This window comes from Pacificispira spongiicola (assembly GCF_012926505.1).
GTDB lineage: Bacteria > Pseudomonadota > Alphaproteobacteria > UBA8366 > Aestuariispiraceae > Pacificispira > Pacificispira spongiicola.
The window spans coordinates 659,976-684,166 of the sequence record NZ_JABBNT010000001.1; the positions used below are offsets into that span (position 1 = coordinate 659,976).

At 60.9% G+C, this 24,191-nt stretch carries 19 protein-coding genes; 13 read left to right on the forward strand and 6 right to left on the reverse strand.

What is annotated here, in order from left to right:
* Window positions 1–60 precede the first annotated feature (60 nt).
* The 4 genes from HH303_RS03075 to HH303_RS03090 are packed head-to-tail and all read left to right on the forward strand — an operon-like array spanning window position 61 to window position 3,746.
* Window positions 61–1,203 (forward strand): aromatic ring-hydroxylating oxygenase subunit alpha, encoded by a 1,143-nt coding sequence (locus HH303_RS03075; protein ID WP_169623721.1) that lies wholly within the window; start codon window positions 61–63, stop codon window positions 1,201–1,203.
* A 22-nt stretch (window positions 1,204–1,225) separates the two neighbouring features.
* Window positions 1,226–2,026, forward strand: a complete 801-nt coding sequence (locus HH303_RS03080; RefSeq protein ID WP_169623722.1) for an SDR family NAD(P)-dependent oxidoreductase — start codon at window positions 1,226–1,228, stop codon at window positions 2,024–2,026.
* A 38-nt stretch (window positions 2,027–2,064) separates the two neighbouring features.
* Entirely contained in the window at window positions 2,065–2,808 is a 744-nt protein-coding gene (locus tag HH303_RS03085) for an SDR family NAD(P)-dependent oxidoreductase (protein WP_227421484.1), read from the forward strand.
* Complete coding sequence (locus HH303_RS03090) at window positions 2,808–3,746, forward strand: 3-hydroxyacyl-CoA dehydrogenase NAD-binding domain-containing protein (protein ID WP_169623724.1); 939 nt, start codon at window positions 2,808–2,810, stop codon at window positions 3,744–3,746. The genes HH303_RS03085 and HH303_RS03090 overlap by 1 nt, the downstream gene beginning before the upstream one ends.
* Window positions 3,747–3,748: 2 nt before the next feature.
* Here the strand turns inward: HH303_RS03090 and HH303_RS03095 are convergent, their stop codons facing one another.
* Window positions 3,749–5,158, reverse strand: coding sequence for a helix-turn-helix domain-containing protein (locus HH303_RS03095; protein ID WP_169623725.1), 1,410 nt, complete (start codon window positions 5,156–5,158; stop codon window positions 3,749–3,751).
* A gap of 120 nt (window positions 5,159–5,278) precedes the next feature.
* Here HH303_RS03095 and HH303_RS03100 point away from each other — a divergent pair, with 120 nt between their 5' ends.
* From HH303_RS03100 to scpA, 4 genes are read left to right on the forward strand one after another with little or no spacing between them, the layout of a single operon-like run.
* The gene (locus HH303_RS03100) at window positions 5,279–5,860 is read left to right on the forward strand and encodes a biotin transporter BioY (protein ID WP_169623726.1); all 582 of its coding nucleotides are present in this window, start codon (window positions 5,279–5,281) and stop codon (window positions 5,858–5,860) included.
* Window positions 5,860–7,392: an acyl-CoA carboxylase subunit beta gene (locus HH303_RS03105; protein WP_169623727.1), complete on the forward strand. Its 1,533-nt coding sequence runs from the start codon at window positions 5,860–5,862 to the stop codon at window positions 7,390–7,392. Before HH303_RS03100 ends, HH303_RS03105 begins: the two co-directional genes overlap by 1 nt.
* 11 nt (window positions 7,393–7,403) lie before the next feature.
* Window positions 7,404–9,425 (forward strand): acetyl-CoA carboxylase biotin carboxylase subunit, encoded by a 2,022-nt coding sequence (locus tag HH303_RS03110; protein WP_169623728.1) that lies wholly within the window; start codon window positions 7,404–7,406, stop codon window positions 9,423–9,425.
* An 18-nt stretch (window positions 9,426–9,443) separates the two neighbouring features.
* On the forward strand, window positions 9,444–11,582 hold the full coding sequence (gene scpA / locus HH303_RS03115; protein ID WP_169623729.1) for a methylmalonyl-CoA mutase: 2,139 nt from the start codon (window positions 9,444–9,446) through the stop codon (window positions 11,580–11,582).
* Here the strand turns inward: scpA and HH303_RS03120 are convergent.
* A complete protein-coding gene (locus tag HH303_RS03120; protein ID WP_169623730.1) occupies window positions 11,579–12,490 on the reverse strand; it encodes a LysR family transcriptional regulator in 912 nt (303 codons plus the stop codon). The genes scpA and HH303_RS03120 overlap by 4 nt on opposite strands.
* A 136-nt stretch (window positions 12,491–12,626) precedes the next feature.
* Here HH303_RS03120 and HH303_RS03125 point away from each other — a divergent pair, with 136 nt between their 5' ends.
* Both HH303_RS03125 and HH303_RS03130 read left to right on the forward strand, forming a co-directional pair.
* On the forward strand, window positions 12,627–13,841 hold the full coding sequence (locus tag HH303_RS03125) for an acyl-CoA dehydrogenase (protein ID WP_169623731.1): 1,215 nt from the start codon (window positions 12,627–12,629) through the stop codon (window positions 13,839–13,841).
* A 22-nt stretch (window positions 13,842–13,863) separates the two neighbouring features.
* Window positions 13,864–15,033 (forward strand): CaiB/BaiF CoA transferase family protein, encoded by a 1,170-nt coding sequence (locus HH303_RS03130; protein WP_169623732.1) that lies wholly within the window; start codon window positions 13,864–13,866, stop codon window positions 15,031–15,033.
* Here the strand turns inward: HH303_RS03130 and HH303_RS03135 are convergent.
* Entirely contained in the window at window positions 15,030–15,530 is a 501-nt protein-coding gene (locus HH303_RS03135) for a DUF4405 domain-containing protein (protein ID WP_169623733.1), read from the reverse strand. The two genes, HH303_RS03130 and HH303_RS03135, sit on opposite strands and share 4 nt — an antisense overlap.
* Before the next feature lie 429 nt (window positions 15,531–15,959).
* On the opposite strand from HH303_RS03135, the gene HH303_RS03140 reads away from it, so the two are divergent.
* The 3 genes from HH303_RS03140 (at window position 15,960) to HH303_RS03150 (ending at window position 19,728) form a co-directional block, all read left to right on the forward strand.
* Window positions 15,960–17,144, forward strand: a complete 1,185-nt coding sequence (locus tag HH303_RS03140) for a hybrid sensor histidine kinase/response regulator (protein WP_169623734.1) — start codon at window positions 15,960–15,962, stop codon at window positions 17,142–17,144.
* 73 nt (window positions 17,145–17,217) lie between these two features.
* The gene (locus HH303_RS03145; protein WP_169623735.1) at window positions 17,218–17,832 is read left to right on the forward strand and encodes a LysE family translocator; all 615 of its coding nucleotides are present in this window, start codon (window positions 17,218–17,220) and stop codon (window positions 17,830–17,832) included.
* A 120-nt stretch (window positions 17,833–17,952) separates the two neighbouring features.
* Complete coding sequence (locus tag HH303_RS03150) at window positions 17,953–19,728, forward strand: methyl-accepting chemotaxis protein (protein ID WP_169623736.1); 1,776 nt, start codon at window positions 17,953–17,955, stop codon at window positions 19,726–19,728.
* Between the two features lie 62 nt (window positions 19,729–19,790).
* Here HH303_RS03150 and HH303_RS03155 read toward each other — a convergent pair whose 3' ends face one another.
* Genes HH303_RS03155 through HH303_RS03165 form a run of 3 tightly spaced genes read right to left on the reverse strand, consistent with a single transcriptional unit; the run spans window position 19,791 to window position 24,085 of the window.
* Window positions 19,791–21,863: a dipeptide ABC transporter ATP-binding protein gene (locus HH303_RS03155; protein WP_227421486.1), complete on the reverse strand. Its 2,073-nt coding sequence runs from the start codon at window positions 21,861–21,863 to the stop codon at window positions 19,791–19,793.
* A 28-nt stretch (window positions 21,864–21,891) separates the two neighbouring features.
* Window positions 21,892–23,043 carry an ABC transporter permease gene (locus HH303_RS03160; protein WP_169623738.1) on the reverse strand — a complete coding sequence of 384 codons (1,152 nt, stop codon included), beginning with the start codon at window positions 23,041–23,043 and terminating at the stop codon, window positions 21,892–21,894.
* A gap of 4 nt (window positions 23,044–23,047) precedes the next feature.
* Window positions 23,048–24,085, reverse strand: coding sequence for an ABC transporter permease (locus tag HH303_RS03165; protein ID WP_227421487.1), 1,038 nt, complete (start codon window positions 24,083–24,085; stop codon window positions 23,048–23,050).
* Between the last annotated feature and the right edge of the window lie 106 nt (window positions 24,086–24,191).

The window sequence follows — 24,191 nt, forward strand, 5'->3', positions numbered from 1 at the left end:
GGCATTATTTCCGCGGCGAGGAACCCTCGCTTCAAACAATGCGGCATCCGGGAGACAATGATGAGCGCCATGTTGGACCAGCAGGATATCGACGCAATCCGTCGCGGCTATCACGCCAATCCGTCCCAATCGCTGTCGCTGCGGAAAGAAGCTTATATCGACCCGAAATGGTTCGACGCGGACCAACGGCACATCATCGCGAAGACATGGCAATGGGTCTGCCATATCGAAAAGCTCCGCGATGCCGGCATGTATGTGACCGCCTATATCGCCGGACAGCCCATCGCCGTCGTTCGCGGTAGGGATGGTGTCCTGCGCGCCTTCTACAATGTCTGTAAGCACCGGGCGCATGAACTGCTGTCCGGGGAAGGACGCACATCCACCATCGTCTGTCCTTACCATGCCTGGGTCTACAAGCTGGACGGCAGCCTGGCCCGTGCCCGGCATACGGAACATCTGATCGATTTCGCGCCGGACGAAATCTGCCTGGACGAAATCCAGGTCGAGGAATTCTGTGGTTTTGTTTTCATCAATCTCGACCCGACCGCCCCGTCATTGAAGGCGCAGAGCGGCGACCTGGAATCCGAAATTCTGCACTGGGCGCCGGATATCGGAAACCTGACCTTCGGCCACCGGCTGTCCTACGACATCAAGTCGAATTGGAAGAACGTCGTCGACAATTTCCTGGAATGTTATCACTGCCCCGTGTCGCATAAGGATTTCTGTACCCTGGTCGACATGGACAGTTACAAGGTGACGACCCACGGCATCTATTCCAGCCATATGGCCGACGCCGGACAGGGGACGAACAGCGCCTATGACGTGTCGAAGGCGACGGTGCGGACCCATGCGGTCTGGTGGCTGTGGCCGAATACCTGCCTGATGCGCTATCCGGGCCGGTCGTCGATGATCGTCCTCAACATCATTCCGGCGGGACCGGATCGGACGCTCGAAACCTACGATTTCTTTCTGGAAACCCCAGACGCGGACGATATGGAAAAAGAGGCGATCCGATATCTGGACGAGGTCCTGCAGGTGGAGGACATCAATCTGGTCGAAAGCGTCCAGCGCGGCATGAACACCCCCGCCTTCGACCAGGGCCGTATCGTCGACGACCCCGCCGGGTCGGGCCAGTCCGAACATGCCTTGCACCATTTTCATGGCTTGGTTCTGGATGCCTACGAGGCGGCGGTCGGGCGATAAAGAACAAATCGGGAGAGATTCCATGACCAGACTGAGCGGCAAGATCGCGTTCGTCACCGGCGGGCGCGGTGGTATCGGGCGGGCAATCTGTGCCCGTTTCATTGCGGAGGGGGCGACGGTCTACGCCGCCGACATCTCCCCCGGCGGCTCGCTGGAAAGCGAAGACGACGACGGCACGCATTTCGTCCCGCTGGATGTGACCCAGGAATCCCAAGCGATCTCTGCCATGACCCGCGTCGAACAGGAACAGGGGAAACTGGATATCCTGGTGAACGCCGCCGGGATCGAAATCGAACATACGATTGAGGAGACGAGCCTGGAGGACTGGAACCGGATTTTCGCGATCAATGTGACCGGCACCTTCCTGACCGCAAAATACGCCCTGCCCCTGTTACGCAAATCGGCAACGGACCGTCCCTTGGGTCCGTCCATCGTCAATTTCGGTTCCTATGACGGCTTCATCGCCGATCCGGGCCTTGCCGCCTATTGCGCGACAAAGGGTGCCGTGCACGCCCTGACCCGGGCGATGGCCTGCGATCATGGACCGGAAGGCATCCGCGTCAACGCGATCTGTCCCGGCTATGTCGATACCCCGATGCTGCGCAGTTTCTTCGGCGGGGCGGGTTCCGGTGCAGGCGGCGCGTCGCTGGAAAATGTGTTGGCGCCGGTAAAGGATGTCCATCCGACCCGGACTTGCGGAAAGCCGGAGGATATCGCCAATCTCGTCCTCTGGTTGGCATCGGATGAGGCCCGGTATGCCTCCGGTCAATTATGGGTGCTGGACGGCGGACTATCCGCCCAGGTTCAGCAGATGCGGTTCTAACCCCGATGCAAGAGTGGATACGAAGGGATGAAACGAAAATGACGAAAATCGCGATTGTGACCGGCGGCGGGCGCGGCATCGGGCGCGCCATCGTCGACCGCCTTGTCCGGGACGGCTATTCGGTTTTGACCTGCGGCCGGGGCGACCGCCCGGACGATCTGCCGGTTGCGGTCGATTGGGTTGCCGCGGATGTATCGATTCCGGCACAGGCCGCAATGGTGGCAAGCGCGGCGGCGGAGAAAGGCCCGGTCACGCTGCTGGTCAACAATGCGGGCGTACAGGTCGAAAAGACCGTGACCGACAGCACGGACGACGATTGGGACCTCGTCATCGGCGTCAATTGCCGGGGCGTTTTCAATATGTGCCGGGCGGTTCTGCCGGGCATGACCGATATGGGCGGGTCGATCGTCAATATCGGGTCGATTTCCGGTACTGTCTCCGACCCATCCATGGCGCTGTATAACGCGTCAAAGGCCTTCGTCCATGGCTTGACCCGATCCATCGCCGCGGATCACGGCCCGACGGTCCGATGCAATGCAATCCTGCCCGGATGGATCATGACCGCGATGGTGGACGACGCCTTCGCGCTGGCCCGGGACCCGGCGGCCGCGAAACAGGATGCCCTGGCGCGCATCCCCGTCGGTCGTTTCGGCACGCCGGACGACATCGCCAATACCGTAAGCTGGCTTGCCGGGGCCGAGTCGGCCTACGTTTCAGGCCAATGCTTCACCATCGACGGGGGACTGACGGCAGTATCCCCCCTGCAACCGGGATTGTTCTGATGACGGATTTCGCACATACGGCCTGCCTCGGCGCGGGCGTTATCGGGGCCAGTTGGACCGCCCTGTTCCTGGCCTCCGGTCGCAGTGTCGCGGTCTATGACCCTTCGGATCGCGCGGAAGCAACGGTTCGTGCCTATATCGACGCGGCATGGCCGACCCTGGACGACTTGGGACTGGTCCAAGGCGGCGACCCGGATGCCGTGAGTTTCCACAAGACGCCCGCCGAAGCCATTGCCGGGGCCAAGTTCATTCAGGAAAGCGTCCCGGAACAGATCGCCATCAAGCACAACCTGTTCGCGGCAATTGAAGACGCCTTGGACGCCGACGCCGTGGTTGCCTCCTCCGCTTCCGGTCTGACCCTGTCGGAAATGCAGGCCGGATGGCGCGATCCGTCGCGTTTCGTCCTGGGCCACCCCTTCAACCCGCCGCATCTGATCCCGCTTGTGGAGGTGATGGGCAATGCACGAACCGGCGACGGCGTCGTGGAAGCCGCTGAACGGTTCTACAAATCCGTCGGCAAGGTGACGATCCGGGTGCATAAGGAAGTCCCCGGCCATGTCGCCAACCGCCTGCAAGCCGCAATCTGGCGGGAAGCGATCCATTTGGTGAAGGAAGGCGTGGCGAGTGTCGAAGATGTCGATACCGCGGTCTGGGCGGGACCCGGCCTGCGCTGGGCCGCGATGGGACCGACACTGCTGTTCCATCTGGGCGCGGGCGAAGGCGGGCTGGAAGAATTCTGCCGCCGCTACACGCCCAGCTTCAATCGCTGGTGGGACGATCTGGGCGTTTTGCATATGGACCAGGACGCCGCCGATCTGATGACCAAGGGGGTCGCGGCGGAAACGCAAGGATCGACCACGGCGGAACTGTCGGCGCAGCGCGATAAGCTGATTTCCGCGATCCAACAAGCGACAGCCGGACTTCGGAACCGCGATTAGGATTAGGAAAACGAATAAGGCAGGATGGTCCGGCTGTTGACGTCGACCGTCAGCCCCGCCTTCAACGGAGGCACCGACCGTTGCGGACAGGCCGGGCGTTCGCAAATCCGACAGGAAATCCCGATCGGGTCATAGGCGGACCGGCTGGTGAGATCCAACCCGTCGGCATAGACGAAATCGCCCGCATAGGTGACCTCGCACCCGACCGCGATGGCATAGCGTCGATGCGGGGCGTTGAAGCCGCCGCCCGCCTTCGTCAATTCCGTCGCGACCGACAGGTATCGGACACCGTCCGGCGTTTCCGCCAATTGCCGGATGAACTGCCCGGTCGATTCGAATGCCTGATGCACATTCCATAGGGGACAGGCCCCGCCGAAACGGGCGAATTGCAATTTCGCGGCACTGTGTCGTTTGGTGATGTTCCCCGCCCGGTCGATCCGCGCGAAAAAGACGGGAATGCCCTTTGCCCCCGGCCGTTGCAGCGTGCTGAGCCTGTGGGCAACCTGTTCGATACTGGCGCCGAAGCGGGCGGAGAGAAGCTCCAGATCGTGGCGTAGCTCCTTCGCCGCCCCCAGAAAGGTCTGATACGGCAGCATCAGGGCGCCCGCGAAGTAATTGAAAAGACCGACCCGACAGATTTCCGTCGCACCAGGGGACCGGAACCCCGCCCCGGCGGCGATCCGATCGACGATCGCGGCGGTTTCCAATTCCGCGATCTGGAAAGCGGTCTGGAAGGACCGGGTCGCGGCGGGAAGATAGGCATTCAGGTATAAAAGCTCCGCCGACGGATCGTAACGCCGGATCAGCATCGGGTCCGACGCGCGGGCAAGCCTGATCCCGTGGGCAGTTTCCAAATGACGCGCCAGGGCAGCGGCACTCTCGCCTTCCGTCAGGCCGATCTTCGCGGCCAAGGCTTCCGCCGCCGTGTCCAATTCATGGATATAGTTATCAACGAAGTGAAAGAAGTCGCGCACCTCCTCATAAACCGTCGGTTCGGCGGCGGACATGCGATGCCCAACCGTATCGTCCAGGCTGGCCAGTTGTTCGCTGCTGCGCCGATAGGCCTGATGACAGGTGATCAGCGCTCGCGCCAGATCCGGTGCGTTCTGGACGATCAGTTTCATTTCCTGAAGGTTCGCGCTGTAGCCGTCAAACAGTGGGTCGGCCAGGGCCTCCGACAAGGCCGACATCAGCCGGTCGCCGTCACCTTGCGAGAATTCCGCCAGATCGATCTGGAAACGGTCCGCCAGCGCCAGCAGGACAGACGCGGAAACAGGACGTTGGTTGTTTTCGATCTGATTGAGGTAGCTGGCGGAAATACCCAGACGTTCCGCGAATTTCTGCTGCGTCATATCGACGGACTGACGCAGGTCGCGGATTTTCCGACCGAGATAGAGCTTTGGCAGAGACATTCGCAAATTCGCAAAAATTAATTTGCAAATTTATACATCATGCATTCACACCCGTTCAACCATTTATGTTTTTCCCGGCACAGGCTACGCGGAACCGGATACTTTTGCGGGAGACCCGATATGACATTGTTCCAGGCCATCGCCGACCGGCGCGACATGCCGAAATACGCGATCGACACGGTTGCGATCGTGACCGCCGTCACCTTGCTGATCCTGACCGCCAAGACCTCCGTACCGTTTTATCCTGTACCGATGACATTGCAGACCCTAGCAGTGATCGGGATTGGCCTCGCCCTCGGCCCCGTTCGCGGAGTGGCTGCCCTGGTCGTCTATCTGGGCCTGGGCGCGGCTGGGTATCCCGTCTTTTCCGGCACCCCGGAAAAAGGCATCGGCCTCGCCTATATGGCCGGACCGACGGGCGGCTATCTGGTCGGATATGTCCCCGCCATTCTGATCAGCGGCTGGGCGGCCCTGCGCGGTTGGGACCGGAATATCCTGGCGACCCTTGCGACGGCGCTGCTGGCCGGGGCGGTTCTTTATATCCCCGGTCTCTTGTGGCTCGGCGTGCTGATCGGCTTCGACAAGCCCGTGCTGGAATACGGCCTGTATCCCTTCATCCTCGGCGATGTGGTGAAGGCCGCGCTGGCCGCCCTCGCCGTACCTGCCGTCTGGCGATTGCTGACTGTGAAGGGAGACGCCTGATGCGCGAGATACTGGAACAACTGGAGGCCCGCCGCGAAGAAGCCTGGATGGGCGGCGGCCAAAAGCGGATCGACGCGCAACACGGCAAGGGCAAGCTGACCGCCCGCGAACGCCTGGAAATCCTGTTGGATGAAGGGTCGTTCGAAGAATACGACATGTATGTCACCCACCGCGCGACCGATTTCGGCATGGCCGATCAGAAGGTCGCAGGCGACGGCGTCGTTACGGGCTGGGGCACGATCAACGGGCGCATGGTCTATGTCTTCTCCCAGGACTTCACGGTCCTCGGCGGGTCGCTGTCGGAAACCCATGCCGAAAAGATCTGCAAGGTCATGGATATGGCCGTGAAGAACGGCGCCCCCGTGATCGGCCTGAACGATTCCGGCGGCGCGCGCATTCAGGAAGGCGTCGCCTCCCTTGCCGGATACGCCAACGTCTTCAAACGCAATGTCGATGCATCCGGCGTCATTCCGCAGATTTCGGTGATCATGGGGCCCTGCGCGGGCGGCGCGGTCTATTCCCCGGCCATGACCGATTTTATCTTCATGGTGCGGGACAGTTCCTACATGTTCGTGACCGGCCCGGATGTGGTGAAGACGGTCACGAACGAGGTCGTGACGGCGGAAGAACTGGGCGGCGCACGCACGCATACACAGAAATCCTCCGTCGCCGACGGCGCTTTCGACAATGATGTCGAAGCCTTGGAGGAAATCCGACGCCTGTTCGACTTCCTGCCGCTGAACAACCGGGAAAAGCCGCCGACGCGCCCCTTCCACGACGATCCGTCGCGGATCGAAATGCGCCTGGATACGCTGATCCCGGACAGTTCCAACAAGCCTTACGACATGAAGGAACTGGTGCTGGCCATCGCCGACGAGGGCGACTTCTGCGAAATCCAGGAAGCCTTCGCCCGCAATATCATCACCGGCTTCATCCGTATCGAAGGCCAGACCGTGGGCGTCGTCGCCAACCAGCCGATGGTGCTGGCCGGGTGCCTGGATATCGATTCCTCCCGCAAGGCCGCGCGTTTCGTGCGGTTCTGCGACGCGTTCAATATCCCGATCCTGACCCTGGTCGACGTGCCCGGCTTCCTGCCCGGCACCAGCCAGGAATATGGCGGCGTCATCAAACACGGCGCGAAACTGTTGTTCGCCTATAGTCAGGCGACGGTGCCGATGGTGACGCTGATCACCCGCAAGGCCTATGGCGGCGCCTATGACGTCATGGCGTCGAAGCATATCGGCGCGGACATCAACTATGCCTGGCCGACCGCCGAAATCGCGGTCATGGGGGCGAAAGGCGCGACGGAGATCATCTACCGCTCCGAACTGGGCGACCCGGACAAGATCGCCCAGCGAACGGCGGATTATGAATCCCGCTTCGCCAACCCCTTCGTCGCCGCCGAACGCGGATTCATCGACGAGGTGATCATGCCCCATTCCTCGCGGCGTCGCATCGCGCGCGCCTTTGCCGCCCTGCGCAACAAGCAGCAGGCGCAGCCTTGGAAAAAACACGACACGATGCCGCAGTGAGGCCGACCGACATGTTCAAGAAAATCCTGATCGCCAACCGGGGCGAAATCGCCTGCCGCGTCATCAAGACCGCCCGCAAGCTGGGCATCGCCACCGTCGCCGTCTATTCCGACGCCGACCGCGAGGCGATGCATGTGAAGATGGCGGACGAGGCCGTGCATATCGGACCGCCGCCGTCGAACCAATCCTATATCGTGATCGACAAAATCCTGGACGCGATCCGTCAGACCGGGGCCGACGCCGTACATCCGGGCTATGGCTTCCTATCCGAAAATTCCAAATTCGCGGAAGCCCTGTCCAAGGAAGGCGTCGCCTTCATCGGCCCGCCGGTCAAGGCCATCGAAGCGATGGGCGACAAGATCACATCCAAGAAGATCGCGGCGGAAGCGGGCGTCAGCACCGTGCCCGGCCATATGGGCCTGATCGAGGATGCGGACGAGGCCGTGCGGATTGCCGGCGACATCGGCTATCCCGTCATGATCAAGGCGTCGGCGGGCGGCGGCGGCAAGGGCATGCGCATCGCCTGGAACGACGCCGACGCGCGTGAAGGCTTCGTGTCGTCCCGGAACGAGGCGAAATCCTCCTTCGGCGACGACCGTATCTTCATCGAAAAATTCGTTACCGAACCGCGCCATATCGAAATCCAGGTCCTGGGCGACCAGCACGGCAACATGGTCTATCTCGGCGAACGCGAATGTTCGATCCAGCGCCGAAACCAGAAGGTTATCGAGGAAGCGCCCTCCCCCTTCCTGGATGCGACGACCCGCAAGGCGATGGGCGAACAAGCCGTCGCCCTGGGCCGGGAGGTCGGCTATTTTTCCGCCGGGACCGTGGAATTCATCGTCGACGGCGACCGCAATTTCTATTTCCTGGAAATGAACACGCGGCTTCAGGTCGAACATCCGGTGACGGAATTGATCACCGGCATCGACCTTGTCGAGGAAATGATCCGCGTCGCGGCGGGCGAAAAGCTGCGCATCGGTCAGGATGACGTGACCCTGAACGGCTGGGCTATCGAAAGTCGCCTTTATGCCGAAGACCCCTACCGCAATTTCCTGCCGTCCATCGGGCGTCTGGTGCGCTACCGCCCGCCGGAAGAAGGAACCCGAACAGACGGCACCGTCGTTCGGAACGATACGGGCGTGTACGAGGGCGGCGAAATCTCCATGTACTACGACCCGATGATCGCGAAATTGTGCACCTGGGCACCGGATGGCGACGACCGGCCCGCGCGGCTGGCGGCCATTGACGCCATGTCCGACGCCCTGGACGCGTTTGAGGTCGATGGGATCGGCCATAACCTGCCGTTCCTGTCCGCCGTTATGCGGCAGGATCGCTTCCGGGAAGGCCGCCTGACCACCGCCTATATCGCGGAGGAATTCCCCGACGGCTTTACCGGGGTCGCCCCCGAAGCGGCGGGCGCGAAACATCTGGCCGCCGTGGCCGCGATCGTGAACCTGCGCATCCAACAACGCGCGTCGCAGATTTCCGGATCCCTGACCAATCATCCGCGCACCGTTCCGGAAGTCTGGTCCGTTCGGATCGGCGACACCGATATTCCGGTCAGCATCAAAACCGTGGGCGATACGGAAACGGTATCCGTCGATGGCGACGCGGCGCTGGCCGTGCACAGCGATTGGCGGCCGGGCAGCACGCTTGCCCATTTCACCATCGGGACGGAAACGCTTCAGGTGAAGGTATCGACCGTCGGAACCGGCCTGCGCCTACGATGGCGCGGGATCGACGCGGTCATCCGCGTACGCAGCGCGCGCCATGCCGAACTGGCCCGGTTGATGCCGAAAAAACTGCCGCCCGATACGTCGAAGATGCTGCTGTGCCCCATGCCGGGCGTGATCACGGCCATTGCCGTGACCGAAGGCGAAACGGTGGAGGCCGGTCAGACCCTTGCCATCGTCGAGGCCATGAAGATGGAAAACGTCCTGCGGGCGGAACGGAAGGGCGTGGTCAAGAAGATCGCGGCGGAACCGGGCGCAAGCCTTGCCGTGGACGCGTTGATCATGGAATTCGAATAAGTCCGGGAGGAACCGACAATGACCGATAAGATGGCAGATTGGCGTGCCCTTGCGGAGAAGGAAACCAAGGGTAAATCCGTCGATGACCTGACCTGGGACACCCCGGAAGGGATCGCCGTCAAACCGGTCTATACCGCCGAGGACCTGGACGGGATCGACGGGTTGGACAGCATGCCCGGCCAGGCGCCCTTCCTGCGCGGGCCACGGGCGACAATGTATACCGGTCGCCCCTGGACCATCCGGCAGTATGCGGGTTTTTCAACGGCGGAGGCGTCCAACGCCTTTTACCGCAAGGCGCTGGCCGCCGGTCAGCAGGGTGTTTCCGTCGCCTTCGATCTGGCGACCCATCGCGGCTATGACAGCGATCATCCGCGCGTGGAAGGCGATGTCGGCAAGGCAGGCGTCGCCATCGATTCCGTCGAGGATATGAAAATCCTGTTCGACCAGATCCCGCTGGAATCCGTGTCCGTTTCCATGACCATGAACGGGGCCGTCATCCCGATCCTGGCGAATTTCATCGTCGCGGGGGAAGAACAGGGCGTGTCGCGCGACAAGCTGTCGGGCACGATCCAGAACGACATCCTGAAAGAATTCATGGTCCGCAATACCTACATCTATCCGCCCGAACCATCGATGCGGATCATCGCGGATATCATCGAATACACGGCGCAGGAGATGCCGAAGTTCAATTCCATCTCCATTTCCGGGTATCACATGCAGGAAGCCGGGGCGACGCTGGTCCAGGAACTGGCCTTCACCCTGGCGGACGGGCGGGAATATGTCCGCGCCGCGCTGAAGAAGGGGTTGGATGTCGACGTCTTCGCCGGACGCCTTTCCTTCTTCTTCGCCATCGGCATGAACTTCTTCATGGAAGCGGCGAAACTGCGCGCGGCGCGCCTGCTGTGGACGCGCATCATGCAGGAATTCGCACCGAAGAAACCATCCTCCCTGATGCTGCGCACCCATTGCCAAACCTCCGGCGTGTCGTTGCAGGAACAGGACCCCTACAACAATATCGTCCGCACGGCCTTCGAGGCGATGAGCGCGGTTCTGGGGGGCACGCAATCCCTGCACACCAATTCCTTCGATGAGGCAATCGCCCTGCCGACGGAATTTTCGGCGCGGATCGCCCGCAACACGCAGTTGATCCTGCAGCACGAAACCGGCATCACCCGCGTCGTCGATCCGCTGGCCGGGTCCTACTATGTCGAAAGCCTGACCAACGATCTGGCCGAAAAAGCCTGGGCGCTGATCGAAGAGATCCAAGGTCTGGGCGGCATGACGAAGGCGGTGGAATCCGGTCTGCCGAAACGCCTGATCGAGGAAGCGGCAACCCGCCGGCAAGCCGCCGTCGATCGCGGCGAAGACGTGATCGTCGGCGTCAACAAGTACCAATTGGAAACCGAAGAAGAGATCGACATCCTGGACATCGACAACCGGGCGGTTCGGGAGTCTCAAATCCGTCGCTTGGAACAGGTGAAACGCCAGCGCAATGCCGCAGCGGTCGATGCGGCGCTGTCCGCCCTGCGGGAGGCCGCTGCCTCCGGCACCGGCAATATTCTCGAATTCGCGGTGGACGCGGCCCGCGCGCGGGCCACGGTGGGCGAAATTTCCGACGCCCTGCGCGACGCCTTCGGGGATCATCATGCGGTGCCGCGCGTCGTTCATGACGTCTATGGCGCGTCCTATGACGGCGATCCGGAATACCAGACGCTGGTCGACCGGTTGGGCGAGATGACCAAGACCGCCGGGACGCAGCCCAAGATCATGATCGCGAAACTGGGTCAGGACGGCCATGACCGTGGCGCGAAGGTCATCGCCTCCGCCTTCGGCGATATCGGCTTCGACGTGCTCGCCGGACCGCTGTTCCAAACGCCGGAGGAAGCGGCGGCGCTCGCGGTCGACAGCAAGGTCGATGTCGTCGGCATGTCCTCCCTCGCCGCCGGGCACAAGACGCTGGCCCCACAACTGGTGCAGGCCCTGAAAAGCCGCAGCGACAGGGACATCATCGTCGTGGTCGGCGGCGTCATCCCGCGTCAGGACTATCAGTTCCTGCTGGATGCCGGGGTCTCCGCCGTGTTCGGGCCGGGAACGAATGTCCTGGACTCAGCGCGGGCCGTCCTCGACCTGCTGGAAGGCAAGAAACGGAACGTCTAACCCGATCCCGCGCCGATATCGGTCGAAATTTCGCGCAGCAGCCAGTCGCGAAAGGCGATAATCGGGCCATGGGTCAGGGCGCGTTCCGGCAGGATCAGGGAATAGTGATCGCCGGTGGCGAAACGCCGGTCGGACGCCAGACACAAAGTCCCTGCCTTCAAAGCCTCCGTCACCAAGAGTTCCGGCACGATGCCGACACCCAGCCCGGCAATCGCGGCATCGATCATCATGTCGAAATGATCGAACCGCGCGCCCCGCAGGATATGCCGGGGATCGATATCGCTTTCCCGGAACCAGTCGAGCCATAGGGTCGGCCGCGTCGATTGCTGCAAGAGCGGCAGGGTCAACAGGTCTTCCGTCGATAGGGTGCTGCGCGCGCCCAGCAACCGGGGCGATACGATGGTCACCAGCGTTTCGGTGAAGATCGGTTCCGCGACGGCGCCGGGGACTTCATGCTGGGATCGCATAATTGCCAGATCGTAGGGTTCCTCGCGAAAGTCCACGGGATGCAGGCGGGCCGATATATCGACCCCCACGCCCGGCATTTCCCGCACCAATCCCGGCAGGCGGGGGATCAGCCAACTGCGCCCGAAGGACGGCAGGACCGCCATGCGTAAAACGGCGCTGCTGCCGCCGAAGGCAATCACGGCGGCGGAGGCATCGGTGAGATCGGCCAACAGCCGTTCCGCCTTGTCCAGAAACGGCGCCCCCGCATCGGACAGAACCAATCGCCGCCGCACCCGGTCGAACAGCATGACGCCCAACCGGTCTTCCAGCGATGCCAGGGACCGCGACACGGCGCTTTGCGTCCTATTTAACCTTTCCGCCGCCAACACGGTCGATCCGTATTGCGCGCAGGCTACGAAGGCTTCCAACTCCGTCACGCTGGGAACATAGCTTTTCGACACGCGGACTCCCCTCAAACCACCCCGCCATCTTATAACATTTTCTCATAGAAGAAGAAAAATAAGTCGTTTTCCAAACACCCCTTCCAAGGTCTACACTCCCATCCGATTTCAAAACATCCCATATGAGGAAATTCCCATGACCGAACCGCTGAAAGCCAAAGAACGCCCGGAGCTGTCCGCCTTTTCCTGGGAAGACCCGTTCCTCCTCGACAGTCAGCTTGAGGAAGAAGAGCGGATGATCCGCGATTCCGCGCAAGCCTTCGCGCAGGACAAGCTGATGCCGCGCGTCATCGACGCCTATGCCAATGAAGAAACGGATCCGTCGATCTTCGCCGAAATGGGCGAATTGGGGCTGCTGGGCGTCACGGTGCCGGAAGCATACGGCGGGATCGGTGCCTCTTACGTTTCCTACGGCCTTGTGGCGCGCGAAGTCGAACGCATCGATTCCGGCTACCGTTCCATGATGTCGGTGCAGTCCAGCCTCGTCATGTATCCGATCTATGCCTACGGCTCCGAAGAACAGCGGATGAAATATCTGCCGAAACTGGCGTCGGGCGAATGGATCGGCTGCTTCGGTCTGACCGAACCGGATGCCGGGTCCGATCCGGCGGGCATGAAGACCGTCGCGAAGAAAAGCGACGGCGGCTATGTCCTGAACGGCTCCAAAATGTGGATTTCCAACGCCCCCATCGCGAATGTCTTCGTCGTTTGGGCGAAATCCGAAGCCCATGGCGGCAAGATCCGCGGCTTCGTCCTGGAAAAGGGCATGAAGGGCCTGTCCGCGCCGAAAATCGGCGGCAAACTGTCCCTGCGCGCCTCCATTACCGGCGAAATCGTCCTGGACAATGTCGAGGTCGGCGAAGACGCGCTGCTGCCGAATGTCGAAGGCCTGAAAGGCCCGTTCGGCTGCCTGAACCGCGCCCGTTACGGTATCGCCTGGGGCTCCATGGGGGCGGCTGAATTCTGCTGGATGCAGGCCCGCCAATATGGCCTGGACCGCAAGCAGTTCGGCAAGCCGCTGGCCGGCACCCAACTGTTCCAGAAGAAGCTGGCCGACATGCAGACGGAAATCACCCTGGGCCTACAGGCGGCGCTGCGCGTCGGGCGTCTGTTCGATGCCGGTCAGGCCGCACCGGAAATGATTTCCATGATCAAGCGCAACAACTGCGGCAAGGCCCTGGATATCGCGCGCATGGCCCGCGACATGCACGGCGGCAACGGCATTCAGATCGAATACCACGTCATGCGCCACGCCCAGAACCTGGAAACCGTGAATACCTATGAAGGGACCCACGACGTCCATGCGCTGATCCTGGGTAAGGCTCAGACCGGCCTGCAGGCCTTCGTCTAAGCAGGTCATGGAATAGACCGGGATGGAGGGGACGGCGGAAATATCGGGAACCAAGCCCCTGGTCGGGCTGCGCGTCGTTGAATTGGCGCGCATCCTGGCCGGGCCATGGATCGGTCAAACCTTGGCCGATCTGGGGGCCGAGGTGATCAAAGTCGAAAGCCCGGAAGGCGACGACACCCGCCGCTGGGGCCCACCCTTTGTCGATCAGCCCGACGGCAAGGGCGGCACCACGCCGGTCGCCGCCTATTTCTATTCCGCCAACCGGGGCAAGACCTCCATCACCTGCGATTTCCGCAGCCAGGACGACCTGGACCGCCTGCGCGGCCTGATCGCCGACGCGGATGTCGTGCTGGAAAACTTCAAGGTCGGCGGGCTGAAGAAATACGGGCTGGACTATGACAGCCTGTCCAAGATCAATCCGCGCCTCGTCTATGCCTCCGTGACCGGCTTCGGCCAGACCGGGCCGCGCGCGACGCAGCCCGGATACGATTTCCTGATCCAGGGCATGTGTGGAATCATGGACCTGACCGGGGAACCGAACGGCGAACCGCAAAAGGTCGGCGTTGCCTGGATCGACATCATTACGGGGCTATACGGCGTCATCGGCGTGCAAGCGGCGCTTGCCGAACGGGCGCGCACCGGCCTGGGCCAACATGTCGATCTGTCCCTGCTGGATTGCGGCGTGTCCGTCCTGGCGAACCAGGCGATGAATTACCTGTTGGGCGGGGTCGTGCCGCATCGCCTGGGCAATGCCCATCCGAACATCGTCCCCTATCAGGTTTTCCCGGCGGCGGATGGCCATCTGATCGTTGCCTGCGGGAATGATCGGCAGTTCGAGAACTTCTGCCGCGTCCTGGGTTTGGACGATCTGATCGGCAACGCGGATTACGCAACCAATCCGGCGCGTGTGGCCAACCGCGATGTTCTGGTGCCGAAGCTGGCGGAAGCAACCGCCCGTCAGACCAGGGCCGACCTGATTGCCGCCTTGGAAAACGCCGGGGTGCCGGGCGGGCCGATCAATACCGTGGCCGAAGCCCTGACCGAACCGCAGATCGTGGATCGCGGTCTGCGCGTCGACCCGGAAGGGATGGGCGGCCTGCGCACGCCCATCGCCTTTTCCCGCAGCGATCTGACGGTGGAAAAATCGGCCCCGGTTCTGGGGGGTGGGGACTGGTCCTTCAGCCCCCGTTAGGGAAACGCGACATCGGCAACAAGGCCCGGCCCGCCGCCCTTCCCGGAAGCCGTGGCGATTTCATCCAAGGTCTGATCGGCACGCGTCACCGTATAACCCTTCGCGACCAGCCGCGCGCTCAACGCATCGGCGCTGAGGTCAAAGAGCGGCGCGACTTCCGCGACCGTCCCATTTTGAATCGCCGTGATCGCGGCCCGCGTCGGGTTCCCGCCGGAGGATTGGGACGTTATCGCCGGATAGGCGAAAACCAGCGCCGCCGCGAGAGACAGGATCGCCGGAACCGCCACCGTCTTACGCCAGAAATACGACTTGAACGCCGGCCAATTCCGCCAGACATGCAGCACCACCGGCACCAGCCAGACCATGGATAACCATTCGTGCATTGCATGAAAGGCCGCGGGCGCGAGGTGGAAAAACAAGGCCACGCCGGAAATGGCGGACGCGGCGAACAGGCTGATTGTCAGGGTCGTCGCATGAGTTCGAAGATGCGGGTTCATGGTCGTGACATTCCATCTGAATGAGTAACAAGAGGGAGGCATAAGTAAAGACGGCGGCGGCACGGAAATCCGTCGCTGACCGCGCGCCCTAATACAAAGCAGCAAAAAACACCTTTAAAGGGATTTTCCCCGAATGCACCATGGTCCCTTGCACGTTTTTCGGAATAAACTAGGATAAGGGGTGGTGAATGAGCATTCTTGCGCTGATCGGGGACGTAAAAACCTATCAAGGAGCGTATGATGCACAGACTGACTCTCGATAACAGCCACGCCCATCGCTGACTCGGTTCATACGAACCAGAAGCCTGCAAGGCGTAAGGCGATGTTTTGCGGATACCCAGAACAATCCCCTCCATTTTTGCCGGCCGTGCCGAGCATCGGAGGATTCCATGTGCCCTGTTCCCGCCGATTGATTGGCTGGCGCCCATCATGACCGGTATCTCCTTCCTGCTCGTCGATGACGACGTCGATTTCCATCCGGTATTCGAACCCGTTTTGGAACAGGCGCTGCCACGGTCAAGAATTGTGCTGGATCGGGCAGTCTCTCTCGATGGCGCAATGGCCGCGCTGCGAGAGAAACCGTATTCCCTGACTTTCGTGAATTACCGCGTCGGCGCAGAGACCGGCGTCGAGTTGATCCGACGATGCGCGCTGGAACGCATTCGACTGTCGGCCGTCATTCTCTCCGATGACGGCGCCGGATCGGAAGAGGCCGAGACCGAGGCCCTTGCCTATGGTGCTTTCGAGTTTCTGGACCGAACGAACATCACCCCCAAAGGCCTGTCCAGGGTCATTCATTCCGCCTGGAACACCGCCACACGGCGGGAGGAGTTGCGAAACGCGCTCCGCCAAGTTCAGGAATCCGCCGCTGCGAAATCGCTGTTCCTATCGAATATGAGCCACGAATTGCGAACGCCGCTGAATGGCGTTCTGGGTTTTGCGGAGATGCTGCAACTGGACTTGATCGCGACCGATCCCGACAAGGTCAAGGAATATGCCGCCAACATCATCGTGTCGGGGCAACGCCTGATGGATTTGATCGTCGAATTGCTGACCTTAAGACGGGTTCAAGGCGACAGGTTCCAAACAAGTCGACCGATCGCGGGAACGGATTTCTTCCGCACTCTCTGCCGTCGGCACGAAACGCAAGCGAGGGCCCGGAATGTGGCCTTCAATCTGAACCTGCCGGACCAGGACTTCGTCATGCATACCGATGTCGATACGCTGCGTCTGGCATTTCGTCCGATCCTGGACAATGCAGTCAAGTTTACCGACAGCGGGAAAAGCGTAGAGGTAATCATCGCGCCGGAAACGACCGGCGTGCTGTCCGTCACCATTCGGGACGAAGGGATCGGCATGAACAAACAAACGGTGGAGATGGCGTCCCATCCCTTCTATCAACATGACGCGAGTTTCGCCCGGCGTTTCGAAGGCGCCGGAATCGGTCTGACCGTCGCCGAAAACGCAGTATCCGTGTTGGAAGGAACGTTCGAGATCACCAGCGAGATCGGCATGGGCACCACCGTCACGGTCCGCCTTCCCGTCCTTGCGAATACCGAGGAAAACGACGATAGAGGAAAGCCTGACGAAAACGTCGGCAGCCTGATCGCGTAATCCTTGCCGCAACCGCTCGGAACAGCTATTCCCCTGCTGAACCATTCGGCACCCTAAAGCATTGCAGACGATCATGGATATTTCGGGATTCCTGACATATGCGATCGCGCTCGGCATCGCGGCGGCGATCCCCGGCCCCGGGGTCATTGCGCTGGTCGCCCGAGCCTTGGGGGCCGGTCTGAAACCCGCGATTCCCATGATGCTCGGCCTCGTCCTGGGCGATGTGCTCTATCTGTCCGCCGCCGTTCTAGGGCTGGCGTTTATCGCATCGACCTTCGGACAAGTCTTCGTGGTCATCCGATATGCCGGGGCGGTCTATCTTTTGTATATCGCATGGAAGTTTCTGCGCGCCGGGTCCAACATTCAGGCCATTGAAAGCCGTCAGTCCGGCGGCGCGGTTGCCGCCTTCCTATCCGGTCTGGCCGTGACCTTGGGAAATCCGAAGGTGATCGTCTTCTATCTGGCACTGCTGCCGACGATCCTGAACCTGAAAGCCGTCAGCGCGCCCGACCTCGCGATCCTGATCGGCTTGACCGCAATGGTGCTGTGCGCGGTGCTGATTCCCTACGTCATCCTGGCCGGACGGGCCCGCACGGTGCTGCGCAGCCCCGGCAAGATTAAAATGTTGAACCGCATTGCGGCAGGCAGCCTGACGGGCGCCGCGGCCTTGATCGCCGCAAAAACGTAAAACACCGCGAGCAATCGGAAAATTCTCGGCGGCGTGATCGCCTAGTACGACGGAATACAGCCTCCTTGGCGTTTGGGGTGGGGACCTCAGGCGGCTGCGAATACGGAAAATGGAGGTAGTATGTCACTTCGTCTCAAAGCCCTGATCGCCTTCGGGGTGCTCATCGCGATCGCATTTGTCAGCGCAACACTTGGATTCATCGCGCGAAACACGCAGGAAACGGCACGTCATCATATCGAAAAGGACTCCGTCTTCAGCATGACCGTGCTGATCGAAGTGACCGAGTTGATCGGCGAATTGCGCTATGACGTGGTTCAGGTTCAACAATGGTTTACCGATCTTTCAGCCACGCGCGGTCTTAACGGGCTGGACGACGGTGCCTTGAAGGCAAAGGAATTCGCCGACGAGTTCAAGGCGAACAGTGACAAGCTTCATGCCTTGCTGAAAGACCTGAACGAACCGGAAATCGATAAAATTCTGGTGGCGCTTGAAGGCAAGTTTCCGGCTTACTTCGAGGCAGGCACCAAATTGGCGGAAGCCTACGTTTCCGGTGGACCGGAAGCTGGAAACAAGCTGATGGGTAATTTCGACGCGGAAGCGGAGCGTATGTCGGAAGCTTTGGTGCAGTTGTACGATGTTCTTGAAGACCTCCAGAACCGCACCCGCGTAAAGATTGAAGGCGACCTTGAGGAACTGGCCAGTACCGCTCAGTTCTCTGCTTGGCAAGGCGGCATTGCCTCGCTGTTGGCCATCCTCGGGAATATCATCCTTGCGTGGTTTATCATGCGCCGGGTCATCGCCCCGTTCGTCAACATGGGTACGCGAATCGAAGGTGTCGCGGGGGGCGATCTGGATTCCGAAGTTGCCGGTAAGGATCGCCCGGACGAAGTCGGGACCGTGGCGACCGCGCTGACCTCGATGATCGGGTCGCTGCGGCGCGGCCGGGAACTGGAAGCTGAACAGGCCGAAAAGGAACAGCAGATGGCGGAAGCCCGTCGTCAGTCGCTGGCGGAGATGGCCGATACGGTCGAACGTGAAATGTCGTCCATCATCACCCGAATCAGCGCGGAAACCGGCAATCTGGAAAAGGACGCCGAAGCCTTGGTCAGCACCTCCGATCAGGTGGTCTCCCAGGCGGAGGCCGTGGCCGCCGCGTCCGAACAGTCCCGCGCCAACAATGCCTCCGTTTCCGGCGCGGCGCAGGAGTTGAGCAGCTCCATCCGTGAAATCTCCGAACAGATTTCGCACGCGACCAACGTCACCAAACAGGCATCCGAAAAGGCGGATCAGAGCCGCCAGACCATCGATCAGATGCGAGAGTCCGTGACCCGTGTGTCAGATGTCCTGAATCTGATTTCGGAAATTTCGGCCCAAACCAATCTGCTGGCCCTGAACGCCACGATCGAGGCCGCGCGCGCTGGGGAAGCCGGAAAGGGCTTCGCCGTCGTTGCCAACGAGGTGAAGGCCCTGGCCGCGCAGACCCAGAAAGCGACGGACGATATCGCCGACCATATCGGCAACATGACCGATGTCACGGACCAGTCGGTCAGTTCGATTTCCGACATCCTGGACATTATCGAACAGGTGAACCATGCGACGGCCAGCGTTGCGGCGGCGATCGAGGAACAATCCGTCGCGACGCAGGAAATCGCCCGGAACGTCGACGAGGCGACCCAGGCGACCAGCGAAGTGTCCGAACGCGTCACCGATGTTCACCGCGAGATGAAGATCGTGTCTGAAAAGGCGCTGTCCCTGCGTCAGTTCACGGATACCCTGAACGGCGCAATCGCAGAATTGCAAACATCCCTGGTCGAAACGGTACGGACGGCGACGCCGGACGTGAACCGCCGGGTCAAGCAAACCCCGGTTTCAAACGACAGACGCCGTCGGGCGTAAAGAAATGAAAAGCCCCCGCTTCCAACCGGAACCGGGGGCTTTTTCTTGATCGGCAGGGCCGGTCAGGACGCCGATTTGAGGGCGATCACCGGGTCCATCTTCGCCAGGATATCTTCCGCTAGATGGCATTTGAACTGGTGCCCTTCGGCGAGGGTCCGCACCGGCGGGACTTGCTTGCTGCACAGGTCGTCCGGGACCTGCGACCGCCGCTGACAGCGGGTCACGAAAGGACAGCCCTTCGGCGGGTTCAAGGCCGACGGGATATCGCCTTCCAACACGATATGCCGCTTTTCAATCGACGTATCCGCGATCGGCACGGCGGACAGAAGCGCTTCCGTATACGGATGATAGGGCGGGGAGAATATCTGTTCCGTCGATCCGCTTTCGACGATATGGCCCAGATACATGACCACCACCCGGTCCGCCAGATAACGCACGACGGACAGGTCGTGACTGATGAACAGCATGGTCGTCCGGGAATATTTCTGAATATCCATCAGCAGTTCGGTCACCGCCGCCTGCACCGACACGTCCAAGGCCGAAACCGGTTCATCCGCGACAACGACTTTCGGTTCGCCGGCAAAGGCCCGCGCGATCCCGATCCGCTGTTTCTGTCCGCCCGATAGCTGACGCGGCATGCGTTTGGCGAATTCACGCGGCAGTTTCACGAGATCGAGAAGCTCGAGCATCCGCTCGGTCCGGTCCGCGACCGTCTTGCCGATCTTGAACTTTTCCAGTGTCCTGACGATCTGACCGCCAACCGACTGACTGGGGTTCAGGGTGTCGAACGGATTCTGGAAAACCATTTGGACCGACGCCAGGGTTTTGCTGTCGCGATCGCCGACATCGATATGGCCGATTTCCTTGTCGCCAAGCATCACCGTTCCGGCGGTCAGCGTTTCCAGTCCCAGCAGAATTTTCGCCAGGGTCGATTTCCCGCAGCCGGACTCGCCAACGATGGCCACCGTTTCCGCCTCACGGGCGTCCATGGTGATAGCCTCGTTCGCCTTGATGGTCAGGTGACGACCGCCACCAAACGGTCCGCCGGTCGATACCTCGTAGTATTTCTTCAGGTCCTTGACCGTCAGCACGACCTCGCCCGGTTCGACGCTGCCGCTTTCGACGCCACGTTCGGGCATGGCCGCCCAATCGATCTCGTCGAACCGCAAACATCGGCTGAAATGCCGTTCCGTGCCGGCGATCGGCTTCATCGAGATATCCGCGGCATCGCATAGCCCCGCTTTGAAGTGATCGCAGCGCGGCCCGAAATTACAGCCGTTCGGCCGTTGATGCGGCAAGGGAAGCTGCCCCCGGATCGGGATCAGCGGCCTTGCGTATTTATCCGCGCCGGGCAATGGAATCGACCGGAACAGTCCCTGGGTATAGGGATGGCGCATCTGATCGAAGACTTCGTCGATCGACCCGGTTTCCACCGCTTCCCCTGAATACATCACGGTAATGCGGCTGCAGGTTTCCAGGATCAGGCCCAGATTGTGCGACACGAACAGCATCGACGTGCCGTAGGTTTCGCCCAATTCCCGAACCAGTTCGACAATCCCGGCCTCCACCGTCACGTCCAGCGCCGTCGTCGGTTCGTCCAGCAGCAGCAGCGACGGTTTCGACAACAGCCCCATGGCGATGACCACGCGCTGTTGCTGACCGCCCGAAAGCTGGTGCGGGAAGGACCGGAAGACGCGTTTCGGATCCGGCAGCTTCACGGCTCCCAGGATTTCCAGCGCCATTTCCTCGGCTTCGGCTTCCGACTTGCCTTCATGCAGCATCGGCACTTCCATCAACTGCTTGCCGATCCGCATCGCCGGGTTCAGCGATGCCATCGGTTCCTGATAGATCATGGCGATTTCATTGCCGCGCAGATGGCGATATTCCTCGTCGGAAATCTGCGTCAGGTCCTTGCCCTTGAACTTGATGGTGCCGCTCATGACGCGGCCGTTATTGCCGAGGTCGCCCATGATCCCCAGCAGGACCGTCGACTTCCCACAGCCGGATTCGCCGACAAGGCCCATCGTCTCCCCCGGATAGACCTTACAGGAAAAGTCCATCACCGACGGGATTTCCCCCGCCCGCGTGAAGAAGGAGATGTTCAGGTTTTCGATTTCAAGGATCGGGTCCGTCATAAAGATATCCTCCTCAATCCCATCCATCTTAATCTTTTAGAGACTGCTCGCGCAGCGCATCAGCCAGCAGGTTCAGTCCCAGCACGAACGACATCAGCGCCAGGGCCGGCGGCAAAGCCGGATGGACATAGAGCCGCAGCAGACGGCTGCCCTCCTTGATGGTCGTCCCCCAATCCGGACTTTCAGGCACCAGCCCCAATCCGAAATACCCGAGAGTCCCCAGCAGGATCGTCGTGTAGCCGATCCGTAGACACGCATCGACGATCAACGGGCCGCGGGCATTGGGCAGGATTTCCCATAGCGCCACATACCAGGCGATTTCGCCCCGCGTCTGGGCGGCGGCCACATAATCGCGCGTCGCGATATCCATGGTCAGGCCGCGCACGATGCGGAACACGCCGGGACTGGACGCGAAGACAACCGCAACGAAGATGTTCAGCTCGTTCGGTTCCAGCGACAGGATTCCGAACGGATCCGCGTCGAAGACAAGGCTGATATAAACCCAGCCACCGAACACCAGAACGATTACCGATTGGACGGCCAGCAATTGCGGTCGTTCCCTGTATCGGCTGTAGAACAGCGTCAGGAAGAAGATCACCGGGAACAGGAAGAAAACGCCGGCCATGACCTGCGGCAACGCCGTTTCGCGGATACCCGGCGTCACCAACAGGTAGAACAGCAGGATCACCGGGAAGGCGAGCACGAGATTGGCCAGGAAGGACAGGACCGTGTCCACCTTCCCTTTATAGTACCCGGCGGGCAGGCCCAGCGAGATACCGACGACGAAGGCGAACATCGTCGCAGCCGGCGCAATGACCAGCACGATCTGACTTCCGTGGATGACGCGGCTGAATACGTCGCGCCCGAACTTGTCGCCGCCGAAGAACTGAACCAGACCGCTTTCCGGTTCGATCACACCGGGCAACTGGTTCTTCAGGGCCGCGAATTGTTCCAACGGGTGGAAGGGAGCAACGATATCGGCGTAGAGCGCCGCGAACAGCCAGAAGAACACGATGAACAGGCCGACGATCCCCATCGGGTTTTCGTAAATCCGGCCATAGAGAGAGAGCTTCTTCTGGAACTTCCAACTCAAGCCCATGATGATGGCAATGGAAAGCCAGACGGGCCAAAGGCACGTAAGGATTCCCAGGATGATATCCGTGAAACCGACATATTCCATGGGATTACCTCACGCGGATTCGGGGGTTGAGATAGGCGTAGCCGACATCTGAAATCAACTGCGTCAGCAAGACCACCAGAACGGAAACGATCGAACAGCTGAGCAGCAGGTCGATATCGTTGTTCCCGGCCGCTTCAACCAGCAGCCACCCGAATCCCTGGTAGCGGAACATGACTTCCACGATCACGACCCCGGTCAGCAGCCACGGGAATTGCAGCATGATCACCGTGAATGGTGCGATCAGGGCGTTGCGCAAGGCATGTTTCAGAACCACGGTACGGAAATTCAGCCCCTTCAAGCGCGCGGTCCGAATGTATTGGGACACCATGACTTCCGCCATGGAGGCGCGGGTCATGCGCGCGATATAGCCCATGCCGTAGATCGACATGGTCATCACCGGCAGCGCGAAATTGTAGAAGGTGACCCCGTCCCGCGTCGCCGTCGCCGCCGACCCGTTCAAGATCCCCAACCAGGATGCGAAAATGACCGCGAAGACGATCCCCGACACATATTCGGGCGTCGCGGTCGACGTGATGGACAGAACCGATAACGACCGATCCAGTTTCGACCCTTCGCGCATACCCGCCAGCACACCGATGAGCAGGGCCGACGGGACCATGGTCAGCATCACCCAGAACATCAGCACGCCCGTATGCCCAAGGGCCGGCAACAATCGATCCGCCACCGTCGTCCGGAAGGCCGTGGAACAGCCCAGATCGCCCTGAATCACGCCCGAAAACACCGGTTCCGACGCTTCGTCGCAGAAGCTGAAGCGCGGTTTCGGCTCTCCGGTTTCGACATCCCGCGACGGTGGTTTTTCCCAAACGCCCAGCCATTGGCCGTAACGTTCCAGGAACGGTTCCCGGTATCCGTTGTACACCAGCCAGCGTTCGATCATTTCGTCACTGGCGCGCATATTCGTCTGACTGATCGACAGCTTGCGCAGGTTCGGTTCCAAATTGACGAGATAAAATACGACGAAGGTCAAACAGAGCATCGTCAAAAGCATGGTGCCGAGGCGAACCGACAAGAATCGTAGCATGCGAGCCTCCGAAACCCAAAAAATGCGAGGCCGGATCGGGAAGAACTGTAGTGTTCCAGGAACGGAACGGTGCGAAACCCGGCGACCGCAAATGCAGCCTAAAGCA

Excerpts from the sequence above, each read along its gene's own strand:
- HH303_RS03085 (WP_227421484.1), top strand. The coding sequence starts at position 2,065 with ATGACGAAAATCGCGATTGTGACCGGCGGCGGGCGCGGCATCGGGCGC.
- HH303_RS03135 (WP_169623733.1), bottom strand. The coding sequence starts at position 15,530 with ATGAACCCGCATCTTCGAACTCATGCGACGACCCTGACAATCAGCCTG.
- HH303_RS03130 (WP_169623732.1), top strand. The coding sequence starts at position 13,864 with ATGGAGGGGACGGCGGAAATATCGGGAACCAAGCCCCTGGTCGGGCTG.
- HH303_RS03075 (WP_169623721.1), top strand. The coding sequence starts at position 61 with ATGAGCGCCATGTTGGACCAGCAGGATATCGACGCAATCCGTCGCGGC.
- HH303_RS03100 (WP_169623726.1), top strand. The coding sequence starts at position 5,279 with ATGACATTGTTCCAGGCCATCGCCGACCGGCGCGACATGCCGAAATAC.
- HH303_RS03105 (WP_169623727.1), top strand. The coding sequence starts at position 5,860 with ATGCGCGAGATACTGGAACAACTGGAGGCCCGCCGCGAAGAAGCCTGG.
- HH303_RS03145 (WP_169623735.1), top strand. The coding sequence starts at position 17,218 with ATGGATATTTCGGGATTCCTGACATATGCGATCGCGCTCGGCATCGCG.
- HH303_RS03155 (WP_227421486.1), bottom strand. The coding sequence starts at position 21,863 with ATGACGGACCCGATCCTTGAAATCGAAAACCTGAACATCTCCTTCTTC.
- HH303_RS03110 (WP_169623728.1), top strand. The coding sequence starts at position 7,404 with ATGTTCAAGAAAATCCTGATCGCCAACCGGGGCGAAATCGCCTGCCGC.
- scpA (WP_169623729.1), top strand. The coding sequence starts at position 9,444 with ATGACCGATAAGATGGCAGATTGGCGTGCCCTTGCGGAGAAGGAAACC.
- HH303_RS03090 (WP_169623724.1), top strand. The coding sequence starts at position 2,808 with ATGACGGATTTCGCACATACGGCCTGCCTCGGCGCGGGCGTTATCGGG.
- HH303_RS03165 (WP_227421487.1), bottom strand. The coding sequence starts at position 24,085 with ATGCTACGATTCTTGTCGGTTCGCCTCGGCACCATGCTTTTGACGATG.
- HH303_RS03140 (WP_169623734.1), top strand. The coding sequence starts at position 15,960 with ATGACCGGTATCTCCTTCCTGCTCGTCGATGACGACGTCGATTTCCAT.
- HH303_RS03160 (WP_169623738.1), bottom strand. The coding sequence starts at position 23,043 with ATGGAATATGTCGGTTTCACGGATATCATCCTGGGAATCCTTACGTGC.
- HH303_RS03125 (WP_169623731.1), top strand. The coding sequence starts at position 12,627 with ATGACCGAACCGCTGAAAGCCAAAGAACGCCCGGAGCTGTCCGCCTTT.
- HH303_RS03095 (WP_169623725.1), bottom strand. The coding sequence starts at position 5,158 with ATGTCTCTGCCAAAGCTCTATCTCGGTCGGAAAATCCGCGACCTGCGT.
- HH303_RS03150 (WP_169623736.1), top strand. The coding sequence starts at position 17,953 with ATGTCACTTCGTCTCAAAGCCCTGATCGCCTTCGGGGTGCTCATCGCG.
- HH303_RS03080 (WP_169623722.1), top strand. The coding sequence starts at position 1,226 with ATGACCAGACTGAGCGGCAAGATCGCGTTCGTCACCGGCGGGCGCGGT.